This is a genomic window from Acidimicrobiales bacterium (assembly GCA_041394245.1).
Lineage (GTDB): Bacteria > Actinomycetota > Acidimicrobiia > Acidimicrobiales > Aldehydirespiratoraceae > JAJRXC01.
In genome coordinates this window covers 2,825,684-2,850,235 of the sequence record JAWKIR010000002.1, presented here as the reverse complement: position 1 = coordinate 2,850,235, position 24,552 = coordinate 2,825,684, and the positions used below count along the sequence as shown (strand labels likewise).

General features: G+C 69.2%; 25 protein-coding genes. 18 read left to right on the top strand and 7 right to left on the bottom strand.

Annotation, left to right across the window (positions count from 1 at the left end; all coding sequences use genetic code 11):
* Nucleotide 1: 1 nt before the first annotated feature.
* Genes R2707_14145 through R2707_14135 form a run of 3 tightly spaced genes read left to right on the top strand, consistent with a single transcriptional unit; the run spans nucleotide 2 to nucleotide 3,161 of the window.
* A complete protein-coding gene (locus tag R2707_14145) occupies nucleotides 2–1,648 on the top strand; it encodes an alpha/beta hydrolase domain-containing protein (protein MEZ5246238.1) in 1,647 nt (548 codons plus the stop codon).
* A gap of 9 nt (nucleotides 1,649–1,657) precedes the next feature.
* The gene (gene yihA, locus R2707_14140; protein ID MEZ5246237.1) at nucleotides 1,658–2,254 is read left to right on the top strand and encodes a ribosome biogenesis GTP-binding protein YihA/YsxC; all 597 of its coding nucleotides are present in this window, start codon (nucleotides 1,658–1,660) and stop codon (nucleotides 2,252–2,254) included.
* A gap of 22 nt (nucleotides 2,255–2,276) precedes the next feature.
* Nucleotides 2,277–3,161: an aldo/keto reductase gene (locus R2707_14135; GenBank protein MEZ5246236.1), complete on the top strand. Its 885-nt coding sequence runs from the start codon at nucleotides 2,277–2,279 to the stop codon at nucleotides 3,159–3,161.
* Between the two features lie 21 nt (nucleotides 3,162–3,182).
* Here the strand turns inward: R2707_14135 and R2707_14130 are convergent, their stop codons facing one another.
* A complete protein-coding gene (locus tag R2707_14130; GenBank protein MEZ5246235.1) occupies nucleotides 3,183–3,413 on the bottom strand; it encodes a hypothetical protein in 231 nt (76 codons plus the stop codon).
* Between the two features lie 151 nt (nucleotides 3,414–3,564).
* On the opposite strand from R2707_14130, the gene R2707_14125 reads away from it, so the two are divergent.
* The 4 genes from R2707_14125 to R2707_14110 are packed head-to-tail and all read left to right on the top strand — an operon-like array spanning nucleotide 3,565 to nucleotide 6,405.
* Nucleotides 3,565–3,942, top strand: a complete 378-nt coding sequence (locus R2707_14125) for an FKBP-type peptidyl-prolyl cis-trans isomerase (GenBank protein ID MEZ5246234.1) — start codon at nucleotides 3,565–3,567, stop codon at nucleotides 3,940–3,942.
* Between the two features lie 6 nt (nucleotides 3,943–3,948).
* Complete coding sequence (locus R2707_14120; protein ID MEZ5246233.1) at nucleotides 3,949–5,142, top strand: cytochrome P450; 1,194 nt, start codon at nucleotides 3,949–3,951, stop codon at nucleotides 5,140–5,142.
* The gene (locus tag R2707_14115; protein ID MEZ5246232.1) at nucleotides 5,142–5,747 is read left to right on the top strand and encodes an RDD family protein; all 606 of its coding nucleotides are present in this window, start codon (nucleotides 5,142–5,144) and stop codon (nucleotides 5,745–5,747) included. Before R2707_14120 ends, R2707_14115 begins: the two co-directional genes overlap by 1 nt.
* Before the next feature lie 31 nt (nucleotides 5,748–5,778).
* On the top strand, nucleotides 5,779–6,405 hold the full coding sequence (locus R2707_14110; protein MEZ5246231.1) for an RDD family protein: 627 nt from the start codon (nucleotides 5,779–5,781) through the stop codon (nucleotides 6,403–6,405).
* A 16-nt stretch (nucleotides 6,406–6,421) separates the two neighbouring features.
* Here the strand turns inward: R2707_14110 and typA are convergent, their stop codons facing one another.
* A complete protein-coding gene (gene typA, locus R2707_14105; protein ID MEZ5246230.1) occupies nucleotides 6,422–8,281 on the bottom strand; it encodes a translational GTPase TypA in 1,860 nt (619 codons plus the stop codon).
* 34 nt (nucleotides 8,282–8,315) lie between these two features.
* Here typA and R2707_14100 point away from each other — a divergent pair, with 34 nt between their 5' ends.
* The 4 genes from R2707_14100 to R2707_14085 all read left to right on the top strand — a co-directional run bounded on the left by R2707_14100 (nucleotide 8,316) and on the right by R2707_14085 (nucleotide 13,485).
* Nucleotides 8,316–10,382, top strand: a complete 2,067-nt coding sequence (locus R2707_14100) for an alpha/beta hydrolase (GenBank protein MEZ5246229.1) — start codon at nucleotides 8,316–8,318, stop codon at nucleotides 10,380–10,382.
* Nucleotides 10,382–12,199: a hypothetical protein gene (locus tag R2707_14095; protein MEZ5246228.1), complete on the top strand. Its 1,818-nt coding sequence runs from the start codon at nucleotides 10,382–10,384 to the stop codon at nucleotides 12,197–12,199. The genes R2707_14100 and R2707_14095 overlap by 1 nt, the downstream gene beginning before the upstream one ends.
* A 48-nt stretch (nucleotides 12,200–12,247) precedes the next feature.
* Nucleotides 12,248–12,709: a proteasome activator gene (locus R2707_14090; GenBank protein ID MEZ5246227.1), complete on the top strand. Its 462-nt coding sequence runs from the start codon at nucleotides 12,248–12,250 to the stop codon at nucleotides 12,707–12,709.
* A gap of 68 nt (nucleotides 12,710–12,777) precedes the next feature.
* On the top strand, nucleotides 12,778–13,485 hold the full coding sequence (locus tag R2707_14085; protein MEZ5246226.1) for a dienelactone hydrolase family protein: 708 nt from the start codon (nucleotides 12,778–12,780) through the stop codon (nucleotides 13,483–13,485).
* 13 nt (nucleotides 13,486–13,498) lie between these two features.
* Here the strand turns inward: R2707_14085 and R2707_14080 are convergent, their stop codons facing one another.
* Entirely contained in the window at nucleotides 13,499–14,317 is an 819-nt protein-coding gene (locus R2707_14080) for a methyltransferase domain-containing protein (GenBank protein ID MEZ5246225.1), read from the bottom strand.
* Nucleotides 14,318–14,350: 33 nt separating this feature from the next.
* Between R2707_14080 and R2707_14075 the strand changes: the two genes are divergently transcribed.
* Together R2707_14075 and R2707_14070 are read left to right on the top strand one after the other, a co-directional pair.
* Nucleotides 14,351–15,151, top strand: coding sequence for an exodeoxyribonuclease III (locus R2707_14075; GenBank protein MEZ5246224.1), 801 nt, complete (start codon nucleotides 14,351–14,353; stop codon nucleotides 15,149–15,151).
* A 17-nt stretch (nucleotides 15,152–15,168) separates the two neighbouring features.
* Entirely contained in the window at nucleotides 15,169–16,299 is a 1,131-nt protein-coding gene (locus tag R2707_14070) for a glycerophosphodiester phosphodiesterase family protein (GenBank protein ID MEZ5246223.1), read from the top strand.
* Here the strand turns inward: R2707_14070 and R2707_14065 are convergent.
* Together R2707_14065 and R2707_14060 are read right to left on the bottom strand one after the other, a co-directional pair.
* A complete protein-coding gene (locus R2707_14065; GenBank protein MEZ5246222.1) occupies nucleotides 16,296–16,760 on the bottom strand; it encodes a nucleoside deaminase in 465 nt (154 codons plus the stop codon). The two genes, R2707_14070 and R2707_14065, sit on opposite strands and share 4 nt — an antisense overlap.
* Nucleotides 16,750–17,604: a TauD/TfdA family dioxygenase gene (locus tag R2707_14060; protein ID MEZ5246221.1), complete on the bottom strand. Its 855-nt coding sequence runs from the start codon at nucleotides 17,602–17,604 to the stop codon at nucleotides 16,750–16,752. The genes R2707_14065 and R2707_14060 overlap by 11 nt, the downstream gene beginning before the upstream one ends.
* 120 nt (nucleotides 17,605–17,724) lie before the next feature.
* Here R2707_14060 and R2707_14055 point away from each other — a divergent pair, with 120 nt between their 5' ends.
* The 5 genes from R2707_14055 to R2707_14035 are packed head-to-tail and all read left to right on the top strand — an operon-like array spanning nucleotide 17,725 to nucleotide 22,594.
* Nucleotides 17,725–19,332: an S-layer homology domain-containing protein gene (locus R2707_14055; GenBank protein MEZ5246220.1), complete on the top strand. Its 1,608-nt coding sequence runs from the start codon at nucleotides 17,725–17,727 to the stop codon at nucleotides 19,330–19,332.
* A 44-nt stretch (nucleotides 19,333–19,376) separates the two neighbouring features.
* Entirely contained in the window at nucleotides 19,377–20,396 is a 1,020-nt protein-coding gene (locus R2707_14050; GenBank protein ID MEZ5246219.1) for a sterol desaturase family protein, read from the top strand.
* Nucleotides 20,397–20,406: 10 nt separating this feature from the next.
* On the top strand, nucleotides 20,407–20,946 hold the full coding sequence (locus tag R2707_14045; protein MEZ5246218.1) for an RNA polymerase sigma factor: 540 nt from the start codon (nucleotides 20,407–20,409) through the stop codon (nucleotides 20,944–20,946).
* Nucleotides 20,943–21,725: a hypothetical protein gene (locus R2707_14040; GenBank protein ID MEZ5246217.1), complete on the top strand. Its 783-nt coding sequence runs from the start codon at nucleotides 20,943–20,945 to the stop codon at nucleotides 21,723–21,725. The genes R2707_14045 and R2707_14040 overlap by 4 nt, the downstream gene beginning before the upstream one ends.
* The gene (locus R2707_14035; GenBank protein MEZ5246216.1) at nucleotides 21,722–22,594 is read left to right on the top strand and encodes an ATP-binding cassette domain-containing protein; all 873 of its coding nucleotides are present in this window, start codon (nucleotides 21,722–21,724) and stop codon (nucleotides 22,592–22,594) included. Before R2707_14040 ends, R2707_14035 begins: the two co-directional genes overlap by 4 nt.
* Nucleotides 22,595–22,620: 26 nt before the next feature.
* Here the strand turns inward: R2707_14035 and R2707_14030 are convergent, their stop codons facing one another.
* Both R2707_14030 and R2707_14025 read right to left on the bottom strand, forming a co-directional pair.
* Entirely contained in the window at nucleotides 22,621–23,820 is a 1,200-nt protein-coding gene (locus R2707_14030) for an MFS transporter (GenBank protein MEZ5246215.1), read from the bottom strand.
* Entirely contained in the window at nucleotides 23,817–24,497 is a 681-nt protein-coding gene (locus R2707_14025) for a hypothetical protein (GenBank protein ID MEZ5246214.1), read from the bottom strand. The genes R2707_14030 and R2707_14025 overlap by 4 nt, the downstream gene beginning before the upstream one ends.
* Between the last annotated feature and the right edge of the window lie 55 nt (nucleotides 24,498–24,552).

Genomic DNA, 24,552 nt, shown 5'->3' with positions numbered 1-24,552 from the left:
GATGCACCGCCGCTCCGTCACGTCAGCACTCGCGATCCTGTCCCTGCTGGCACTGCTCGCCGCCGCCTGCAGCGACGACACCGGCGATGCCGGCGACACCACCGACCCGTCGGACGGATCGACGACCACGTTCGGGCCGGCCGCCACGACCACGACGACCGATGCCGTCGCCGAGCCGCCGAGTCCCGCCGACGACCTGATCGGCGATCCCGTCCCGACCCCGAACCCCGAGGTGCGCCTTCCCCCCGACGCCGGCTCGACCTTCTACCAGGGCGTCGGGTTCGACCTCTCGCTCGTCGGCTACGAGCAGTCGGAGTATTTCCTGACCGGAACGGCCCGCTCGTTCGCTCCCGTCGGCGAACTGACGCCCGACGGCCGGTGGGTGGTCGAAGCCGCCGACGAGGCCGACTACACGACCCGCATCGTCGTCGTCCGGCCGAGCGACCCCGCCGACTTCAACGGCACCGTGATGATGGAGTGGTTCAACGTGAGCGGCGGACTCGATGCGGCACCGAACTTCACGATGTCGCACGTCGAGCAGCTGCGCGAGGGCTATGCCTACGTGGGCGTGTCGGCCCAGGAGCGCGGCATCGAGGGTGGCGGAGGCGGCGTCGACGTCGGCTTCCCCATCCACCTGAAGGGCGCCGAGCCCGAGCGCTACGCACCACTGCAGCACCCCGGCGACTCGTTCTCCTACGACATCTTCAGCCAGGCCGCCCAGGCGGTCCGCAACCCCGGGGACAGCATCGACCCGCTCGGCGGTCTCCCGCTCCAACACGTCATCGCCGTCGGCGAGTCGCAGTCGGCGTTCCGTCTCACCACCTATGTCAACGCGATCGACCCCGTCGCCCAACTCTTCGACGGGTTCCTGATCCACAGCCGCGGTGGCGGTTCGGCCGACCTGTCGCAGGGGCCACAGGCCGAGTCCCCCACCCCCGAACAGGTCCTGATCCGCGACGACGTCCGGGTGCCGGTGTTGACCTTCCAGACCGACTCCGACCTCTTGCTGCTCGGCTGGGTGCCCGACCGCCAACCCGACAGCGACAACTTCGTGCTGTGGGAGGTCGCCGGCACCGCCCACGGCGACGTCTACTCGATCTCGCTCGACGTCGGGCCCCAGGACCTCGGCAATGATCCTGCCATCGCCGCGGTCGTCGAGGTCGCGTCGCCGATTCCGGGGATCATGGACTGCGGGGGCCCGATCAACTCCGGTCCCCAGCACTACGTGATGAACGCCGCGGTCCACGCGCTGGCCCGCTGGGCCGCGGGTGGCGAGCCGCCCACGTCGGCACCCCGGGCCGAGGTGGTCGAGGTCGAGGTCGACCCCGACGCGGAGGGCCGGCAGGCCACCCACGCCCCGGTGACCGACGACTACGGCAACATCCTCGGCGGCGTGCGCACCGCGTGGGTCGACGTCCCCGTTGCCCGGCTCACCGGTGAGCCCGTCGGCGGCAGTTCGTTCTGCGGGTTGTTCGGATCGACGACGCTGTTCGACGACGCCACGCTGGCCGAGCTCTACCCGACCAAGGCCGCGTACCTCGACGCGATGACCGCGTCGATCGACCAGTCGGTGGCCGACGGGTTCCTGCGGCCCCTCGATGCCGAGCTGATCCTCCAGTACGCCGCCGACAACGACATCGGCTTGTAGGGTCGGCGGGTGGCCGCCCCGCTCCCGCTGCGTTTCCTGCGCTCGTACGCCGATCCGAACGAGCTGCCGTTCGTCAACGCCGAGGTCGCCCTCATGGGTCGCTCCAATGTCGGCAAGTCGTCGCTGATCAACGCCCTGGCCCAACACAAGGGACTGGCCAAGACGTCGAAGACCCCTGGAGCGACCCGCCTGCTCAACGCTTTCGAGGTCGGCCGGGAGGACTCCGGTCGTTGGCTGATGGACCTGCCCGGCTACGGCTACGCGAAGGTCTCGAAGACCGAGCAGGCCAAGTGGGCCGAGATGCTCAACGCCTATGTCGAGCAGCGGGAGAACCTCGTCGCGGTCCTGCTCCTGATCGACGGCGAGATCGGGCCGACCGCGCTCGATCTCCAGACCGTCGATTGGCTCCACCACCTCGGGCGCCCGATCCTCTACGTGGCCACCAAGGCCGACAAGGTCCGGTCGTCGAAGAGCCAGAAGCGCCGCGCCGAGCTGACGGGCAAGCTGGGCGTGGAACGAAAGGACGTGCGGTGGGTCAGTGCCGACAAGGGCACGGGGATTCCCGAACTGCGCGCACTCGTACTCGAGACCCTCGGCATCACCTGACCGCCTTCCCAGGAGCGACCACATGATCACGCGGCAACCCTTCGGCAGCACCGGCCACACGAGCACGAAGGTGATCTTCGGTGCGGCGGCGCTCGGCGGCATGAGCCAGGCGCGGGCCGACGCGACCCTCGAGACCGTCATGCGCTTCGGCGTGAACCACATCGACACCGCCGCGAGCTATGGCGCATCCGAGGACCGACTCAAGCCCTTTCTCGAAGACCACCGTCGCGAGGTGTTCCTGGCCACGAAGACCGGCGACCGCGACGGCGACGGCGCCCGCCGCAGCCTCGAGACCAGCCTCGAACGAATGGGCGTGGATCACGTCGACATGATCCAGCTCCACAACCTGGTCGAGGAGGACGAGTGGCGCACCGCCTTCTCCCCCGGGGGTGCCGTTCCAGCCCTGTTCGCCGCCCGCGACGCCGGCCTGTGTCGCCATGTCGGCGTCACCGGCCACGGGTTGCGCATCGCCCGCATGCATCTGCGCAGCCTCGGTGAGGCGCCCTTCGCATCGGTGCTCTTCCCCTGGAACCATTCGCTGGCGGCGACGTTCCCCGACTACGCGGCCGACGTCGGGCTCCTGCGCGACGTGTGCGCACAACAGGGCATCGCCGCCCAGTCGATCAAGTCGATCGCCCGTCGGAGGTGGACCGACGACGACGGACCGCGCTTCAGCTGGTACGAGCCGATCGACGAGGAAGGGGCCCGGGCCCGCGCGACGGAGTTCGTCCTCGCCGAACCCGACCTCTTCCTCAACACGTCGAGCGACGCCCGACTCCTCGAGGAGATCCTGACGGTCGCCGCGGGCGAGCGACACGCACCCGACGCCGAGCAACTCGAGCGGGACCGCGCCGAAGCCGGGATAACGCCGATCTTCGACGGTGCGGATCTCGAGGTGATCAGCTGATCACCGGGACCCGGCGAAGGATCAGTCGATGCTGATCTGAGCCATCAGATTGGCTCGCTCCTCGTCGAACGTGTCGAGGTCCATCTGGCCGTCGTCGTAGCGGCGATGGAGGTCGGCGACCTTGTCCATGATCGTCTCGTTGGACAACTGAGGTCCGTCGTCGACGGTCGTGTCGTCGACGTCGTCCAGATCTTCCTCGTTGTTCTCGAGCTTCTTGTCACGCTTTGCCGACGCCTTGGCCTTCTTGGCCATATCACGCTGACGCTTCGCGAAGCTTGATCGTCCTGTTGCCATGACGTCGTCCTCCTCGAGCCGAACGACCACCACGCGTGGCCGACTATCGAGGGTAGGGGCTGGCCATGGCTTCCCCAACGTCGCTCTTCGGCGTGTAGCTTTCGGGCTCATGAGCACCGACGTGAAACCAGCCGTGACCGTGCCCGAAGGCGAACCACCCGCCGAACTCCTGATCGACGACCTCGTCGAGGGCGACGGACCCGTGGCTGCCGCCGGGATGCTGGCGACCGTGGACTATGTCGGCGTGTCGTGGTCGACCGGCGACGAGTTCGATGCGTCGTGGAACCGCAACGACACATTCTCGTTCAATCTGGGGGCCGGCGAGGTCATCACCGGCTGGGATCAGGGTGTGCAGGGCATGAAGGTCGGCGGACGACGCCGACTCACGATTCCGCCGGATCTCGGCTACGGCCAGTTCGGCGCCGGCGGGGTCATCGGCCCCAACGAGACCCTGATCTTCGTCGTCGACCTCCGTCGGGTGGGTTGATCGACCGTGGGCTACGACCTCCACCGACCGGAGACCTACGTCGACGGAGCACCCCACGAGCTCTTCACCCGGCTTCGGGTCGAGGAGCCGGTCGTCTTCCAGGAGATGGACGACCAGCCGGGCTACTGGGCGGTGCTCCGCCACGCCGACGTGGTGCATGTCGCGAAGCACGCCGAGATCTTCTCGGCGAGCGAGGGTGGTGTGGTGCTCGAAGACCTCGACGAGGTGTCGCTCGAACGCATGCGCGACATGTTGCTGGCGATGGACCCGCCCCGCCACACCGCCTACCGACGACCGATCGCCCCGGAGTTCAAGGCCCGCGTCATCGGCGAGATGGAAGACCGCATTCGCACCATCACCCGGGAGATCCTCGGCCGAGCCGACGACCTCGGCGCCGAGCTCGAGTTCGTCCACGACGTGTGCGCCCATCTCCCGAGCCAGGTCGTCGGCGAGCTGATGGGTCTGCCCCGCGAGGACTGGCCGGCGATCCACGCGATGGCCGAACGCAACAGCGGCGGACAGGACCCCGACATCGCGGACAGCGCCGACCTCAACGACTCGAGCGTCGACATGGCGATGTACGGCATCGGTTTCGCGGCCCGCCGCCGCACCATGCCAGAGCAGGGTGACCTCACCGACCTCCTGCTCGGTGGCGAGTTCGACGGCAAGCAGATGACCGACATCGACTTCGGTCGATTCTTCGTACAACTCGTCACGGCAGGCAACGACACGACCCGCACCATGCTCTCGAGCGGGCTCCTGGCCCTGCTGCAACACCCCGATCAGATGGACATGCTGCGAGCCGACCGCTCGCTCATTCCTTCCGCAGTGGAGGAGATCCTGCGGTGGGCCAACCCGCTGCACTACTTCCGGCGCACCGCCGTCGTCGACACCGAGCTCGGCGGGAAGTCGATCGCCGCCGGCGACAAGGTCGCGATGATGTACACCTCGGCGAATCGCGACGAGACGGTCTTCGAGAACGCACAGGCGTTCGACATCACCCGATCCCCGAACCACCATCTCTCGTTCGGCATCGCCACCCATTTCTGCCTGGGGGTGCATCTGGCTCGACTCGAGGGCCGGGTGTTCTTCGAAGAGGTGCTGGATCGGTGGTCGACGATCGAGCTCGCTGGTGAGCCCCGCCATCAGCAGTCCAACCTCAACAACTCGCTGAAGTCGCTGCCGGTTCGAGTGGGTTGATGGAGGCCGCGCCACCCGGCTACTACCCGGCGCAGGGCGACCCGCCCGGAACCGTCCGCTACTGGGACGGCATCCAGTGGTCGGCCGAGCCGATGCCTCCGCCGCCGGGATGGGATCCCGACCGACGACCAGGCGACGAACGCTTCGCGACGGTCTGGGTCCGCATCGGCGCAACCCTCATCGACGGCTTCATCAGCGCCGCCATCGGTCTCGTCTTCTTGGTTCCGTATCTCATCGACGTCTTCGAGGACATCGACGCAGGCGGCGACGGCACCTCGGTGGAGCTGCCCGGTGCCACGTACCTGCTGGGGTTCGTCTTGGGCGTGGCGTGGATGCTCTGTGTCGCCTTCCTCGGTGGTTCACCGGGCAAGTTGCTCCTGGGCCTGCGGGTCACGCTCGCCGACGGCACGACCACACCACCCGGTCTCGCGCCGGCCGCGGTGCGGTCCCTTCCCGGGTTCGCCGGCATCATCCCGCTCATCGGACCGCTCGTCGGGGTCGGCTTCGCGATCGCCAGCCTGATCATGGTGAACAACGATCCCGAGCGACGCAGCGCCTACGATCGAATCGCCGGCACGCGGGTCGTCCGCAAGCGCCTCCTGTGACCGGTTTCGACCCGATCCCCAACGAGGCACCATGACCGGTCCCACACCCGACTCCTCCGGCAACATCGCGCCGGGTCTGTACCACGCCGAAGGCGACCCGCCCGGCACCGTTCGCCAGTGGGACGGGACCCAGTGGGTCGGCGGCCCGGTCCCTGCGCCTCCAGGGTCGGCGGCGGCGCCGCCCCCTCCGGGTGCTGTGCAGGGAGCGGCGGGCAACTTCGCCGACACCGGCGTGCGGATCGGCGCCATCCTTCTCGACGGGCTCGTCTTCTTCGTCCTCGCCATCGCGACCACGGTGCCGTTCCTCGAAGACACCGACCCCGACAGTGGCTCGTTCGAGTTCCAGGCCACCGGGGTGAGCACCCTCATCGGCCCACTGGCCATGTTGGCGCTCACGATCTTTCTCGTCGCGACCCGGGGCGGGTCGCCCGGCAAGCTCATGCTCGGTCTCCGCGTCACGATGGCCGACGGCACCACGCCCATCGGCTACGGGCCCGCCACGATCCGAGTCCTGCCCTGGCTCCCGACGATGATCCCCTTTCTCGGGGTGATCGCCTGGCTGGGGGTCGTCATCGGATCGCTCATCATGATGAGCAGCGACACCGAACGTCGCAGCCTGTTCGATCGAATCGCCAACACCAGGGTGGTCCGCAAGTAGCGCGGGCCGACCACGGCTAGCTGTCGCGGGGTGCCTTCATCTTCTTGACGATGCGGGCCCGCTCGCCGGCGTCGAGGACGGTCTTGCGCATGCGGACGTTGGTGGGCGTCACTTCGACGCACTCGTCGTCGGCGATCGTCTCGAGCGCCTGCTCGAGCGAGAACAGCTTGGGCGGCGTGAGCCGAATGGTGTCGTCGCTCGACTGGGTGCGGATGTTGGTCTGCTTCTTCTCGCGGCAGATGTTGACATCCATGTCCTCGGCCCGCGGGTTCTCGCCGACGATCATCCCCTCGTAGACCTTCACACCCGGCGGGACGTAGAGGGCCGAACGCTCCTGGAGCGCAGCGATCGCGTAGCCGGTGGTGTCGCCCGTGCGGTCGGCGACCACGCTGCCCTTGGTGCGGTTGCGGATCTCGCCGACCCAGGGCACGTAGCCCTCGAAGATGTGGTGGAGCATGCCGGTGCCACGGGTCTCGGTGAGGAACTCGGTACGGAAGCCGATCAGGGCCCGGGCCGGCACGACATAGTCGAGCCGCACCCAGCCGGTGCCGTGGTTCGACATGTCCTCCATCTTGGCCTTGCGCTCGCCGAGGAGTTGGGTGACCGAGCCGACGTGTTCTTCCGGAACGTCGATGGTGAGCCGCTCGGTGGGCTCGTGGATCGTGCCGTCGATCTCCTTGGTGAGGACCGCCGGCTTGCCCACCGTCAACTCGAACCCCTCGCGACGCATCGTCTCGACCAGGATCGCCAACTGGAGCTCACCGCGACCCTGCACTTCCCAGGTGTCGGAGCGTTCGGTCGTGAAGACCCGGATCGAGACGTTGCCGATGAGTTCGGTGTCGAGGCGGGCCTTGATCTGACGGGCCGTGAGTTTGGTGCCGTCGGCACCCGCGAGCGGCGAGGTGTTGACGCCGAGCGTCATCGAGAGCGTCGGTTCGTCGACGGTGATGGCGGGGAACGGACGAGGATCGTCGGGGTCCGCGAGCGTTTCGCCGATGGTGACGTTGTCGATCCCCGAGACGCCGATCAGCTCGCCCGGACCGGCCGAATCCACCTCGACCCGATCGAGCGCCTCGGTGATCGTGAGCGTGCCGACACGTGCGCTGGCGATCGTGCCGTCCTCGCGGCACCAGGCGATCGCCTGACCCTTGCGGATCGTGCCGTGTTCGACACGGCACACCGCGATGCGGCCGACGTAGGGCGACGAGTCGAGGTTGGTGACCCAGGCCCGCATCGGATGGTCGGGGTCGTGCAGCGGTGCCGGCACGGTGTTGAGCAACACGTCGAACAGCGGCTGCATGTCGGTGCCCGGCACATCGGGGTCGAGCGTGGCCAACCCCTCGCGAGCAACGGTGTAGACGATCGGGAAGTCGATCTGCTCCTCGTCGGCGTCGAGATCGAGGAAGAGTTCGTAGACCTCGTCGACAACATCAGAAATGCGGGCGTCCGGCCGATCGATCTTGTTGATGACCAAAACGACGGGGAGCCGGCGGGCCAGCGCCTTGCGCAACACGAAACGTGTCTGCGGCAGCGGCCCCTCCGACGCGTCGACGAGCAGCACCACCGCGTCGACCATCGTCAGCGCCCGCTCGACCTCGCCGCCGAAGTCGGCATGGCCCGGAGTGTCGACGATGTTGATCTTGACGTCGCCGAAACGGATCGCCGTGTTCTTGGCGAGGATCGTGATGCCCTTCTCACGCTCGAGGTCCATCGAGTCCATGACCCGATCGGTGAGCTCTGCTCCCTCGCGGAATGCTCCCGCCTGGCGCAACAGCGCATCGACGAGGGTGGTCTTGCCATGGTCGACGTGGGCGATCATGGCGACGTTGCGGAGCGATTCGACTCGCTGCAACGCGGGCGCGGGGGTGGTGGTCACCGCCGGAATGGTACCGACACATAGGGTGGTCGAGATGCGCCGTGCCCTGCGCCACATCGCCGCGCTCGCGGTCGTCGGCTTGCTGACATCGGCCTGCGCCGAGATCTCTGCCGACGAACAGGCCCTGCTCGACCAGACCGTGGCGTCACTCGACACCGGTTCCCGTGACCCGTCGACCGACCTCTCGGAAGAGGAGTTCGACGAGGACGAGCCCTGGTTGTCGGCGGACACCGCCGACGACGTGACGCGTCGCGGTCCACGCCCGGAGATCCAGCAGTTCCGCTGCCCGTTCGATCGCACCCTCACCACGACCGCTCGCTGCGGGAAGATCGAGCTCCCGGGTCGAGGCGCCGACCCCGACTACACGATCGAGCTGTCGTTCGTCCGCTTCAGTGCCACCGGCAGCGACGACGAGAAGCAGCCCGATCCCGTCGTCTACCTCCACGGTGGCCCGGGCGGCGCCATTCTGGAGTCGGCCGACTACTGGTACGACAGCATCGTCCGCCCCCACATCGCGACCCGCGACGTCATCCTCTACGACCAGCGCGGCGCCGGTCGTTCGACGCCGTTGCCGTCGTGCCGCGAGACCGGCGAGTCGAGCGACCGCTTCTACACCGAAGGCGCACGCCACGACGCGCTGCGCGACGACTTCCTCGCCGCCCTCGCAGAGTGCGCCAACCGCATCCGCGACAACGGCGATGTCGACCTCACCGCCTTCGACAGTGCGGCCAACGCGCAGGATCTCGTCGACCTGATGTGGGCGCTCGGGATCGAGGAGTACAACCTGCACGGGTCGTCCTACGGCACCCGGCTCGCCCAGACCATCATGCGCGATGCCCCCGAGGGCGTGCGGTCGCTGGTGCTCTCCGGTGTGTATCCCACCGACGTGAACCTCATGGGCTCGGTGCCGGTCTCGATGGAGTCGTCGCTCGATGCGGTGTTCGCCGGGTGCGCGGCCTCGGAGCGCTGCGCGGAAGCGCTTCCCGACCCGTGGGCGACACTCGAGGCGCTCGTGCGCAGCCTCGATGCCGACCCGATGGTCGTCGAGGTGTCCACCACCGCCTCCGACACCTTCACGCTCGTGTTCGACGGCACCGACCTGCTCAACGGGCTGCACTCGCTCCTCTATGTCGGATTCCAGGCCGCCGGCGTGCCCGATCTGCTGATCGACTGGCTCGACGGCGACGTCCGCCGGATCGAACGGCTGGCACGGGTGAGTGTGTTCGACCACTCCGACATCACCGTCTTCATCCTCGTCCAATGCGCCGACGAGGCCGCCTTCGCCACCGCCGATCTCCTGGCGCGGCCGCTCGACCACGAGTTCCTCCGGGCGGCCGATCTGGCCCCTTCACTGAACGGCGTCGACTCCCTCACGATCTGCGCCGAGTGGGAGACCGGCCCCACCGATCCGATCGAGGACGATCCGGTGACATGGGATGTGCCGACCCTCCTGCTGGCCGGAGCCGTCGATCCGATCACTCCTCCGGAGTGGGCGGCGGCGATGGCGGAGCGGCTGCCGCGGGCCCGCCTCGTCAACATCGCCGACCTCGCCCACGACAGCGACGAGGGATGGTGCGCCGAGGGGCTGATCGGCGACTTCGTTCGCGAACCCGAGGTGTTGCTCGACACCAGTTGCGCCGCGTTCTCGGATCACCTCGAAGTCGACGAGATGGCCGAACGATTCCGTGAGCCGTTGTCGCTCGTCGACCACACCCAGGACTTCGACGGCGACAGCGAAGCCGTGGTGTTCGATGGTCCGGACTGGAGTCCGGAGTGGGCCGACGATGCACTCATCCTCTGGCGAGCCCTCGATCAGCTCGACCAGACCGCACTGATCCTGCTCGACGTCGACTCCTCCTACGAGGTGATCGACCATCTGCCGTTCGGCGGCCGCATTCCCGACTGGGAGCCGCGTCCCGTGCCCGGTACCCCCGCCGGCTGGGAACGCGACGAGATGGTGACCACCGCGGGGACGATGATCCGCTACACACACGACGTCAGCGGCGTCGGTCTCGTGCTGGTCCTCGAACCCGGCGAGCCCGACGACCTCGAACGTCTCGTGCTCGTTCCGGTCGCACGATCCATCGGCGGTGCCTCCTGATGGGCACGAGGTCCGCTCCATCGCTCACCCGCTGGGCCCTCGCCGTGCTGGCCGCCGGCGTCGTCGCGGCCGGGTGTTCATCGACCCCGGAGAGTCCCTGGACATCACCGGATGTCGATCGACTGCCGACCCCGGTCGACACCGCGAGCAGCGGGAACGACGACATCGGGCAAGATGACACCGTCCGGCTGATCGACGACGAGTGCTTCTTCGACGAGGTGCGGTGCGGGGTCGCCGCGGTGCCCCAGACCGAGGGGGCGGCCGACATGGTCACCCTGGAGTACCGCGTGCTCGCCGGCACCGGGTCCGGCGTCCCCGTCGTCCATCTCGCCGACGGGTCGGGCGAGGAACTGCTCACGACCGATGCCCTGCCGGATCGACCGCTCGTGGTGCTCGGCTCCCGTGGCCTCGCCCCCGGGGGCCCGAGCCTTTCCTGCCCCGAGTTGTATCGGGCGGAGACGAATGCCGACGTCGAGGCACTGATGACCGGCTGCACCGAACGGCTCCGGGTCGCCGGGATCGATCCGGCCGGAACGTTGCCGTCGCAGCTGGGCCACGACGCCGGCACCACGATCGCAGCGCTCGGCTACGACGAGGTCGACCTGATCGCACCCAGCTGGCGGGCCCTGACGGTTGCGACGATCGCCGACCACGTGCGGGTGCGACGGGTGGTCTACGTCGACCCGTGGCTCTCGACCGATCGCGCGGTCGGCGCAGCCGCGTCGGCCCTCGCATCCATCGAGGCCGTGTGGGAGCGATGCGCAGAAGTGGCGTCGTGCACGACGCCCGGGACGGTCGACGAGTTCCTCGCCGCGGTCGTCGGCCTCGATGCGCGCCCGCTCGACGACACCGCCGACGCCTTCTCCGAGGAACCTCGCCCGATCGATGCGGAACGGCTCATCGGGGCGATCGTGTCGAACAGCGGCCGGGCGTCGGACCTCTCCTACCTGCCCCTGATCCACACCGCGATCCTCGAGCGCGACGCCGAGACGGTCAGCGCGTTCGTCCAGGCCGCGAGCTCGGGTTCGACCGAGGTCAACCTCCTCGGTGTCACGTGTTCGCTGTTCGACCCGGAGCGTTCCGCCGCGGCAACCCTTCCGTCACCTCTTCGCGAAGACGTCGCCGACGGCATCGAGGTCTTCGCCAACGCCTGCGCCGTCTGGCCCCTCGAACCTCGGGCCGACCGGCCGCCACCCCTCGCAGGGCTCACGGTGCTGACGCGGTCGGCGCCGACCGACGGGGCCGACCACGACACTGCGGTCGCTGCCGGTCCCGTGATCGTCGAACCCACCGTCGGACCACCCACGTCGGGCTGTGTCCGCGCCGCCGCCGCGGCCTGGTTCGGTCGCAACGACGTCGACGACTCCGAATGCGCCACACCGCTCGCGATCGGCGATCCGACCCAGCCGGCGGTGCTGATCCGCGGTGTCTACGACAGCGGCGACCGGACCATCGAGTTGTCCGTTCCCGACAGCTGGTCCGACTCCGGCTTCGGGACCTGGTGGCGTGACGCCGATCCGCTCGACCTGACCAACCTCGACGTCTACGTCTGGGACGCCACCGACGCCGAAACGGCCCGCGAGGAGATCGTCTCGGAATGGGGGGTGATCGACCCCGAGCTCTCCTCGACCCAGTTCGGCGAACACATCTGGCTGATCGCACAGGGGACGGGCGATGTCGACACCGCCATCCAGATCGCCACGAGCCGCATCGACGACACCATCGTGGCCGTCATCCTCGAATCGTCCGAGGCCGAGGCCACCCGGCTGGCCGACGACGTCCTCATCCCGGCACTCGACGCCATCGTGGTGCGCTGAGGCGAGGACGCGAAGCGACCGGGCAAGGATCTGTGACAGATTCTCCCCATGACGGAAACCGACGAGCCGCCCGCCGAACCCGAGCCGATGATCTCCGATCCGGCGAAGCTGATCCGTCTGGGCACCATGCTGCAGACCCTCATGGCCGAGGTGCGCGGCGCCGACACCGACGAGCCGAGCCGGCGCCTGCTCGCCCGGATCCATGCCGAGACCATGGAGGAGCTCGGGACGATCCTCTCGTCCGACCTGATGGCGGAGCTCTCGGAGTTCACCAAGTCCTGCGATGACGACGGTGTTCCCACCGAGGCGGAGATCCGCGTCGCCCAGGCCCAGCTCGTCGGGTGGCTGCAGGGGCTGCTCCAGGGCCTGCAGGCCTCCATGGCGGCACAGCAGGCCGCGGCCGCCCAACACCTCCGTCAACTCGGCGCCGGCCGAGGGCCGGGGTCCGGCCAGGGCATGAGCTCGGCGGGGACCCCTGGCCATCCCGAGCAGAACGGCCCCTACCTCTGACAGAGGCTCCCCCCGGGGAGAGACGGTCGCCCGTCGTGGCGCGGTCGCGCGTCGCCTACGATCCGTCCATGCCCACGTCATCCGACATCTTCGTGCCGAGCGCCAACGGCGACATCCCCGCCCTCCTCTGCGTCCCCGACTCGGGGAGCGGCCCGGGCGTGGTGCTCGTCCAGGAGATCTTCGGCGTCAACGACTACATCCGCGACGTTGCCGAGCGCCTGGCGAACGAGGGCTATGTCGCTCTCGCACCCCATATGTACTGGCGCATCGAAGCCGACTTCGCCGTCGAGGCCACCGGGCCCGACGATCTACCCACCGCGTTCGCAGTGGCCGGTCAGCACGACCCCGACGACGGCGTGGCCGATGTCGGCGCCGCGCTCGCCCACCTCGCCGAACGCCCCGAGGTCGATGGCCGGGTCGGAGTCATGGGCTTCTGCTTCGGCGGCTCGATGACCTATCTCGCGGCCGCCGCCCACGATCCTGCCTGTGCGGTCTCGTACTACGGGTCGATGATCGGCGCGAACCTCGACAAGGCCGCGTCGATCACCTGCCCCATCCAGTTCCACTTCGGCAGCGACGACGCGTTCCTCCCCAATGACGACGTCGACGCGCTCCGCGCCGCCACCGAGGGGATGGGCAATGTCGAGATCCATGTCGCCGAGGGCGCCGGTCACGCGTTCGACAACCATCGCAACCCGATGTTCTCGAACCCCGATGCCGCCGCCGCGGCCTGGGCGAAGACCTCGGCCTTCCTCGCCGCGAACCTGAAGAGCTGACCGCCGCGGGGTGTCAGTCGGGACGACGTAGCCGCAACGAGTACATCAGCGGCAGCTGTGGCCGGTCGTCGGGCATGAACCAGACGCCCGGTTCGCGTTCCTCGAGGAACGGCCAGCGGTGGTAGACGGTGAACGGGAACTCACGCAGCAACTCGAGGCGGAAACCCACGTCGAGCAAGGCCTGGATCACCTCCGACAGCGGGTGGATGAAGTCGACGATGACATTGTGGGTCGTCGTCGCATCCGGGTCGGCGTACGAGCCGGGCCCGTCGTCGAAGACGTCGCCACCCACCGGGAAGTAGTCGCGTTCGATCTCGGTCGTCTCCTCCTCGAGCATGTCCTGCAGCGGGTGGAACTCCGAGACGTAGAGCGTCCCGCCGGGCCGACACAGCCGCCACATCACCGCAGCCCAGCGGTCCATGTCGGGCAACCAGCACAGCGCCCCCTTGCCCGTGTAGACGAGGTCGAAGGTCCGCCCCCCGACCGCCTCCACACTGTCGTAGGCATCGCCCGTGACCCACTCGGCCCGGTCGGCGACACCGGCTGCCGCGGCCAGTCGGGCCGCAGCGGCCGTGGCGTTCGCGGAGAAGTCGAGGCCGACCACGCGAGCCCCGCGCGCGGCCAGCGACAAGGTGTCGGTGCCGATGTGACATTGCGGGTGGAACACGTCGAGGCCCTCGACCGACCCGAGATCGTCCCATTCGAAGTCCTCGAGGCCACTTCCCCCGGTGCGGTAGAAGACGGACTCCTCGTGCAACGGGGCTCTCTCGTCCCACCACGCGAGGTTGAGGGCTCGCCAGTCGGACGGATCGTGGGCGTCGGTGCGGGGCATTGCTCGCCACTTTGACACAGCTACGGTCACCCGGTGCCCGGAAAGCTGCGCCGAATCGTCTCCTGGAACATCAACTCGATCCGGACCCGCGTCGACCAGGTGATCGAGTGGGCTCAGAGGGCCGACGCCGACGTGTTGCTGCTCCAGGAGACGAAGTGCGGCGACGGCGACTTCCCGTTCGACGCCTTCGCCAGTGCCGGCTACGAGGTCGCCCATCACGGGGTGAACCACTGGAACGGGGTCGCTGTCGCGAGTCGGATCGGCCTCACCGACGTGGCCCGGGGATTCCGCGGGCCGCAGGCGGAGCCCTTCGACGAGCCCCGGCTGATCGCCGCCGACTGTGGTGGCATCCGCTGTTGGTCGGTCTACGTGCCGAACGGGCGCGAGCTCTGGGACCCGCACTACGCGTTCAAGCTGGTCTGGCTCGAACGCCTCCGTCACGAGTTGCTCGAGGCGCACGCGACCGGCGTCCCGTCGATCGTGGCGGGGGACTTCAACGTGGCGCCGACGGACGACGACATCTACATGCCGTCGCGATGGCGCCGGCGCACCCACGCCAGCGAACCCGAACGGGCCGGGATCCGGGCGCTCGTCGACATCGGCCTGCGCGACGTGACCCGCGACCATCTGCCCGATCCCGGCGTCTACACCTGGTGGAACTACCGGCCGGGTCAGTTCGAGAAGAACCACGGTCTGCGCATCGATCTGGCGCTCTGTTCCGCCGACGCGGCACGGGCGATCCGTCGCGTGTGGATCGACCGCGACGCCCGGGCGCTGCCCCGCCCGTCGGACCACGCGCCGCTCATCGTGGACATCGCCACACCGGCTCCCTGAGCGGTAGCGTCGCGATCATGCGCCGTCCCCTCCGTCTCCGACTCGCCGCGGCGGTCGCCGTGGCCGCCCTCCTCGCCGTCTCGTGCGGCGACGACACGACGGCCGACGACGCGACCACCGCCTCCACGCCTGCGTCGTCGACCACCTCCTCGACCACGACAGCGCCGCCCACGACCACCTCGCCGACCACCTCCACGACCACGACGGTCGCCCCACTCCCCGAGATCCCCACCCCCGCGGCCAGCACCGTCGAGGGTCTGTTCGCCCTCGGTCGCCCGGTCGTGATCGGCCATGCGGGCGGCGACCAGTCGTGGCCCCATTCCACGATGTTCGCGTTCCGCGAGGCGGCGCTCGCCGGCACCGACGTGCTCGAGATGGACGTGCAGCTGACCGGCGACGGGGTCCTGGTCGTCCAGCACGACGACACCGTCGACCGCACGACCGAGACCACCGGCCGGGTGCGCGACTTCACCTACGACGAGCTCCAGGCCCTCGACAACGGCCACTGGTGGTCGAGCGAGTGGAGCGACCAGTCGTTGCCCGACGAGGACTACGTGTGGCGGGGGGTTCGTGTCGGCGAGGTCGATCCTCCGGCCGGCTACACCGCCGACGACTTCCGCGTCGAGACCTTCCGGGCGATCGCCGAGGCGTTCCCCGACCACGTCCTCGACGTCGAGATCAAGATCCCCCGAGGCGACGACGGCGAGCCCGATCTCGATTTCGCGATCGAAGGGGCCCGGGTGCTCGCCGAGGAGATCGACGCGCTCGGCCGGCAGGACTCCGTCGTGGTCGTGTCCTTCGACGACGACGTGATCGCCGCGTTCCACGAGTTCGCACCCGACATCCCCACGAGCCCGGGTACCGGGGCGCTGACCGACTGGTTCCTCGCCGGTGAGCCGCTGCTCGAGAGCCATCGCGTGCTGCAGGTGCCACCACAGTTCGACGACCTCGACGTCCTGCGTCTCCCCGGCTTCCTCGAGAAGGCCCGCGCCGAGGGACTGGGCATCTGGGTGTGGCCGAACGACGCCGGGACCCAGGAGAACGCCGACTTCTACGAGGCACTCCTCGAATTCGACATCGACGGACTCATCGCCGGGCACCCCGAGATCGCCGTCGAACGCTGGCGCGAGATCGGCGCCATCCCCTAGTCCTCGCCGATGTCCTCGTTCCAGAGGGCGGGCTCGGCGGCGATGAAATCGCGCATGATCGCGACGCACTCGGGGTCGTCGGCCACCACCGTCGCCACGCCGCGCCGGGCGAGGAGGTCCTCGCCCCCCATGAAGGTCGTGTGCTCGCCGATCACGACCCGCGGGATGCCGTAGAGCAGGGCCGCGCCGGTGCACATGTCGCACGGCGAGAGCGTGGTGTAGAGCGTCGCCCGGGCGTAGGCCGACGCAGGCAAGCGGCCGGCGTTCTCGAGGCAGTCCATCTCGGCGTGGAGCACCACGCTGCCGCGCTGCACACGACGGTTGTGGCCCCGCCCGACGATCTCGCCGTCGATCATCAGAGCCGAACCGATCGGGATGCCGCCCTCGTCGCGGCCGAGTCGGGCCTCGGCGATCGCCGCGTCGAGGCCTCGTCGGTCGTCGGGGCCCAGGTCAGAACTCATATCCACCGATCCCGTAGAAGCCACTGGAGGCCATCTTGTCGCGCTCGTGCGCAGGCCATGCGGGAGCATCGGGCACCGCCAGCGACGCACCGTCGCCGAGCACCGTCGCCCGATGGAGGAGGCGTCGTTCCTTGGTGTCGTCGACCACGGCGTGCAGTGTGAACCGCTCGTCCCAGATGGCCACGTCGCCGGTCGACCAGCGCCACCGGCAGCTGAACCTCACCTGCTCCTGCCAGCGGAACAGATACGCGAGCAGCATCTGCGATTCGGGCCTCGACAGCTGAGGGATCCTGCGGCTGAACTGCTTGTTGACGAAGAGGCTCTTCCGGCCGGTGCCGGGTTGGACCCGAACCACCGGATGCTCGGCGGTCAAGGTCCCCCGCGAGTCGTGGTGCGTGCACGTGAGCCCGTCGAGCATCGCCTTCATGGGTTCGCTGAGCGTGTCGTAGACGTCGAGCGTATTGATCCACATCGTGTCGCCGCCGAACTCCGGGCCGTCGACCATGTGCAACAACGCGGCGACGGGAGGCGATTCGGAGAAGGTGACGTCGGTGTGCCAGAGGTCGGCCTTGGGCGACACCTCGGAGTCGAGCTCGACGACCTCGGGGACCCGTTCGTCGACCTTCGGGATGTAGGGATGCACCTCGAGGTCGCCGAAGAGCGCACCGATGTCGCGGAACTGCTCGATGGTCGGGGCCAGCCCCGGCAGGAACAGCACGAGGTGTGTCGCCAACGCATCCATCAGCAGCGGGGCAACCGACTCGTCGACCTGATCGGCCGACAGGCCGTGGACCACGGCGCCGAGGGACCCCGCAGCGGGTCGGATCTCGATCGGTTCATCCATCACGGCATGCTACGCGCCCGACCGGATATGAGCCGAACGGCCCATCATGTCAGGGTCAAGTGACCGCGCGAAGCTGCCGTTGCCCCCTGCATGAGAACGGGGCGTCTGCGTGGATCGGTGATGGCGGGGTTGCTCCTGGCTCCTCTCCTGTCGTTCGCTCAGGCCGCACCTGCCGCCGCCACCGACGGTCCCTGGATCGACACCAGCGACCGTGCCGAAGTGCTCGCCGCCTATCTCGCCGAGTTCGAGCGGATCGAACCCGACCTCGGACACACGGGCGACGTGGGTTCCTGCAACGCCGGCACGACCTCACAGGCCTTTCGTGACAGCGTCGTGCAACGCGTGAACTGGTACCGCCGGATGGCCGGACTCGGCACCGTGTCGGAGCGCTCCGCCTACTCGGCGGCCACGCAGCAGACGTCGACGATGATGTCGGCGCAGGGGTCGTTGTCGCACACTCCCGGCGCCGGCTGGGCCTGCCACACCGACGCCGGAGCCACCGCGGCCGGCAAGAGCAACCTCGCGCTGGGCCTCAACGGCATCGACGCGATCGATGCCTACATCCGCGACCCGGGCGGCAACAATCACGCCGTCGGACACCGCCGCACGATCCTGTACCCACAGCTGCGCGAGGTCGGGAGCGGCGACGTGGCCGGCGGCGGCGGACATTCGGCGGCCAACACGCTGCACGTCTTCGACGACAATCTCTGGGGAGCCCGTCCCGCCGTACGCGAAAGCCGAGGGTTCATCGCATGGCCGCCCTCGGGCTACGTCCCGCCCGACACGGTGTGGGGGCGATGGTCGTTCTCTCTCGCCGGCGCCGACTTCGCGGCCGCGACCGTCTCGGTCCGGGACTCCCTCGGCGCGATCGGGGTCCAGGTCCTCGAACGCATCCAGCCGACGAATCCGTCCAGCCGCATCGCTCCCGAAGCGTCCATCGTCTGGGCCGTCGGCGGTGACACCGACTCGTCCCTGCTCGCGGCCCCCGACAACGGCGATGAGTGCTACACGGTCACCATCTCGGGCGTGCGGGTGGGCGGTGCCACAGAGCCGGCATTCACCTACCGCACGTGCGTGATCGATCCCGACTTCGACCCTTCGTCGCAGCCGCTCTCGGACTCCGAATCCGACCCGGGGAACTGCGCGGCGATCGAGTTCGCGGTCTGGACGGCGCCGTGCTGGAGCGACGGTGGAACCCTGGGTGACTTCACCGACGTCACCGCGACGTGGCAGCGCGAACCCGTCGCCTGGCTCGTCGGCAACGGCATCACCACCGGGGTGAGTCCGACGAGCTTTCAGCCCGACGCCTCGCTGACCCGGGCCCAGGCGGCGACCCTGATCTGGCGCCTCGCCGGTTCCCCGACCCCGCCGCCCGACGCGCCGACCTTCGTCGACCTCCCCGCCGGCAGCTACTACGAAGACGCCGTCCGCTGGATGGCCCGCCACGGCATCACCACGGGCACCGGCGGCAACCGATTCTCACCCTCCGCCCCTGCGACCCGAGCCGAGTTCGTGACCTTCCTCTGGCGGCTGGTGGACCAGCCCACGACCAACACCTCGATCCCCTTTGCCGACCTCACCGCGCCGTGGCAAGCAGCACCGATCCGATGGGCGGCGACCGCCGAGGTCACCACCGGCATCAGCGCTTCTCTGTTCGCCCCGGACGCAACGGTCACCCGCGGCCAGGCGGCCGCCCTCCTGGCCCGCTTCGCCTCTGCCCTCCACTGAACCGAATCCGCTGGTCGACTCGATAGAGGGGGAAAGGAGGCCTGATGAGGTCGACACTTCCCCCACCGCCACTCCGTCCACCGACGGCCGAGAGCCGGCGTTCCACCCTTTCCCCGCCGCCGCCCCGGGCCGACGTCGACCGACGCCCGCTGCGGTGGCGGCTGCTGCGGTGGGCGCACATCGTCGCCCTGGCCGTCGCGATCGCGGCCGGGATCTCCTTCGGGCTGGAGGGTGCCGGCGCGATCGTCGCACTGTTCGTCCTCGTCGTCCCGCTCGAGAAACTGTTCCGACGACACGACCAGAAGCTGCGGCGGCCGGGACTGCGCACCGACCTCACCTACGCACTCGTCTCGCCGGCGCTCAACGTCGCCCAGGTGGTCGTCGGCGTCGGACTCGCCCTCATCGTCTTCCCGCTCTGGGTCCCCATGTTGCTGCTCCGGCCACTCGTGATGGGTCAGCCGGGCTGGGTGATGGCGATCGAGGGCGTGATCCTGCTCGACGTCCTCATCTACTGGACACACAAGCTCAGCCACGAGGTCGGCTTCTTCTGGCGATTCCACTCGATCCACCATTCGAGCGAACGGATGGACTGGATCTCCGGCATCCGGGTGCATCCCTTCGACGGTGTCATCGTCGCGGTTCCCGCCGTGATGCTGATCGCCGCCGGATTCCAGCTCGAGGTCGTCGGCGCGGCGGCCGTCATCCAGACGATCCTCGGTCTGTTCGCCCACGCCAACGTGCGATGGCGACTACGGCCGCTGCATCGCATCGTCATGACACCCGAGTTCCACCACTGGCACCACTCGAACACCCCGGAATCCATCCACTCGAACTACTCGGTGTTCCTCCCGCTCTGGGACACGGTGTGGGGCACCTACTACATGCCGGCCGATCGTCGACCCGAGGTCTACGGGAACGGCGAGCACACGCCGCCGAGCGTGCCCGGCCAGCTGCTGGCCCCGTTCCGGCGGCCGCTTCGCGACCGCTACCCGTTCCCTCCCGCATGGCGGACCCGGCTGGCACGACTCGTGCCCTTCCGCCGGCGCCGAACGCTGGCTTCCTAGCATGGCAACAGTGGCCACCGACCCCGCAGCGCCTGTCGCCGACGACGCGCTGATCATCGAGCGCATCGGCAAGGGCGACCGTGTCGCGCTGGCCGAACTCTACGAGCGCCATGCCGGTTGGCTCACAGTGCGCCTGCAACGGCGGTGCGGCAACGCCGAACTCGTCGACACGGCGCTGCAGGACACCTTCCTGGCGGTGTGGAGACAGGCCGATCGATACCAGCCGACCGGGGAGGTCGGTGCCTGGCTCTGGACGATCGCGATCCGACGATTGATCGACCAGCTCCGCAAGCGACCGCCACCCGACCCGGTGGCCGACGTCGTGCCGCTCGCCGAGGTGATCGTGCACGAGATCCCCCTGGCACTGGGCCACACCGACCTGGGCGCCGCGTTCGCCGCCCTCGAGCCCGAGCTGCAGGCCGTGATGGCGGCAACCGCGCTCGACGGACTCACCAATCGCGAAGCCGCCGACCTGCTCGGCATCCCCGCGGGAACCGTGAAATCGCGGCTCGCGCGGGCCCGCCAGATCCTCCAGGAGCACCTCCGATGACCATCGACCAACTCGACGCCGCCCTGGAGCGGGCGGCCGGCCGACCCCGGTTCCTCGCCGGAGAGGGGTCCGCCGACGACGTGCCCGCGGCACGGCTCGCCGCCAACTTCGCCGTCATCGAGGCAGAACTCGACGCGCCGACGCCAGGCCTTCTCGCCCGCATTCTGCTGCGCCTCGGCGTCGGCGAGGGCACGGTGCCACTGGTGACCGCCACTCCGGCGCTGCGACGGTCGTTCCTCGTCTCGGTCGTTGTCGCCGTGCTGTTCGCGCTGTCGGCGGCGAACAACAACACGTCGGCCGAGGGGGTCGACCGCATCGTCGTCTTCCTCACCATGGCCCCGTTGATCCCGCTCGCCGGCGTGGCCGTTGCGTTCGGGCCGCGGGTCGACCCCACGCACGAGGTGGCGGTGGCGGCCCCGATCGATGGTTTTCGCCTCTTCCTGATCCGGGCCCTGACGGTCGTGGGCGCCAGCACGATCGTCCTGCTGCTCGCGTCGATGCTTGCTCCCGCCGGCGGTCCCCATCGGGTCGCCTGGTTGCTGCCGTCGCTGGCTGCCACCTCCGTGACCATGGCGCTCTCGACCCGGCTCGATCCCCGCGTCGCCGCCGGCGTGGTGTCCGCGATGTGGATCCTGATCGTGACCGTTGCCGTGTCGGCAACCGATGCTGCGGCCGCCTTCGGACCGACGATGCAGGTACTGAGCCTGTTCGTCGCATCCGGGGGCGCAGTGGCCTTCGCGCAACGGCGGCGCCGACTCGACGTGATGACCGACCGATGAGCGCGCCGACCGTCGCCCTCGATGCAGTACGCCACCGCTACGGCTCGTCCGACGCGCTGGCGGTCGACCAGCTCGTCTTCGAGCCGGGCTCGACCGCGGTGCTGGGGCCGAACGGTTCCGGCAAGAGCACCCTGCTGCGCCTCCTCGCGACCGTGACCGAGCGGCAGTCCGGCTCGATCAGCGTCGGGGATCTCGATCCCGCTGATCAGATCGAGCGCACCGCCATCCGTCGCCGGCTCGGCTATGTCGCCCAGCGCGACGGGTTGCCGTCGAGGATGCGGGTCGACGCGTTCTGCAACTACGTCGGTGCACTGAAGGAGATCGAGTCGAGCCGGCTGCGGCGCCGCTGGACCGCGTGGGCCCTCGACCGCGTCGGCCTCGCCGAGGTCGCCGGCGATCGGATCGGCACCCTCAGCGGTGGGATGCAGCGGCGGCTCTCGATCGCGCAGGCGTTGCTCGGCGGACCCGACCTGCTCGTGCTCGACGAACCCCTCGCCGGTCTCGACGCGGAGCAACGAGCCGAGATCGGCAACCTGCTGGTGTCGATGTCGACATCGACCACGGTGATCTGCGCCACCCACCACGCCGAGGAGTTGGCCGGCCTGTTCCATCGGGTCGTGGTCGTCGACGGCGGCCGGCCCGTCTTCGTGGGCACGCCGACGAACCTCGCGGCGCTGGCCGAGGGCCGGGTCTGGGAGTCGAGCGAACAGACACCCGGAGCCGTGTCCCGCGCCGTCGGCCCCGGGCGTTTCCGCTGTGTCGGCAACGCACTCCCGCCCGGCACCCGCCCCGTCGTCCCCACGGTCGCCGACGGCTACCTCGCCTCCCTCCCCCGCCACACCGGTGTCAGACACCCGCTACAGCTGTGACGGGTGTCTGACACCGGTGTGGCGGGTCAGAGGGGTGTTGAGGCGGGGCGGGCGGTCTCGCCGATGACGAACGCGAGCCAGGCGACGCCGGCCATGAGGGTGACGGCGAGGACCAACGCGGCGGTGCCGAGGCCGTGGGCATCGGCGACCCAGCCGACGGCGAAGGGGCCGACGAACGTGCCGGCACCCGACAGGGTGTGGAATCCGGCGATGAAGGGGCCCGGCTCGTCGACCGGGGCCAGGTCGGTGCTGAGCGTCAGCATGCTTCCCGCGCTCAGGCCGTTGCCGAACCCCATGATCACCCCCGCGACCACAGCCTGGGTCACGGTGTCGGCGAAACCGAGAAGGGCCAGCCCGAGCGCCATGAGCGAAAAGGCCGGGACCATCGCCGTGAGCCGACCGAAACGGTCGCTCAGCCAGCCCGCGATCGGGAACAGCACGAAGTCGGCGGCCGTGCCGACCGCGACCAGGAGACCGATCGCCGCAGCGTCGAGCTCGAGCTCGTCGCCGATCAGCGGCACCACGACGTAGCGGCCCTGCCGGGCCGACGCGACGAGGAGGGGCCCCAGCGAGGCGACGACCAGCCGTCGGCGATGGCGCCACAACGACGCCGCGATCCTGACCCGTTCCGTGGCCGGCGCGATGGGGTGCTGGTCTCTCCCGCCGGGAAGCACCAGCGCCAGCAGGCCGATGCTGGTGAGCACGCCCGAGAGGATGAACGTCGGGTTGGCGCCCCAACTCTCGTAGACCCGGCCCCCCAGGATCGGCCCGACGACATACGTGAGACGGTGCATCCCACCGACGAACGAGTTGATCCTCCCCCGCAGGCCCACCGCCACCTGACGGGCGACGACCAGCTGGCGTGACTGCGACAACCCTGCGAAGGCGAAGCCGTAGCCGACCCGCATGGCGACGAGCGCGACGACCGCGCTCGTGAGGCCGAGGATCACGGTCGTCGCCGCGAGGAACACCGTCGCGACCAGGAGCAGTCGATCGGTGCCGCGCCGTTCAGCCAGCGAACTCGCGGGCACACCGCCCAGCGCGGAGCCGATCCCGCTCGCGGCGAGAACGGTCCCGATCGATCCAAGGCTGAGACCCGACTCCTCCAGGTACAGCGGCAGGACGGGAAGGACGATGCCGGCCCCGAGGGTTGCCATCCCCCACGGCAGATAGAGCGGCAGCAGCAGACGGCGCAGCGCCGGCCGCAACGGCGGCGTGGTCGTCATCCCGCAGGCGACGAGTCGGTGACGTGGGTGTCGGTTCCGAAGACGACGGGCAGGAAGGCCCCGGACCAGACGGCGTCGTCTCGAACGGGTGCCGGCGCCTCACGGTGGAAGTCGATCACGATCCGTCGGCGGTCGGGGTCGATCTCACCCTCCCAGTCCGACGGCATGATCGCCGTGCGGGGACGCAGCGTCAGCGAGGGACCCGGCCCGGGGGGGCCGGCATCGTCGGGCCCGGCGAGATCGACCATGGCAACGGCGAGCGCGCCGTAGCGATGGTCGAGCGCGAGTGCGAGCGGGACCCCGTCCGTCCCCGGCGTCGCCGACTCGACCGCGTAGCTCCAGGTGTGGAGATGCTCGCGTTCGGTGAACATCCGGTTCTCGGTCGCGGCGAGCGCCACCTGCTCCATGGCGAAGGCGATCCGTGCGTCGTCGTAGCCGGGAAGCACGAAGTACAACGCCAGATGAACGCCGGTGATCGGCTCCACGAAACGGCCGGCGGAGAACACCCCGGGGGCCGCGCAACCGGCCGTGTAGAAGTGGTCCCGCTCGTACCAGTGATTGAAGGCCCGCTCGTGGCCCGCTGCCGGCCGGATCATGGCGAAGACCACCGACCCGATCCGGACGACACCGTCGTCGTCGACCACGTGCGCATCGGCCACTGCGTCAGATTCCCCCACGCCACGAGCATGCCAAATGGGGAGCCGGAGTACCCCAGCGAATACTGTCCCGATC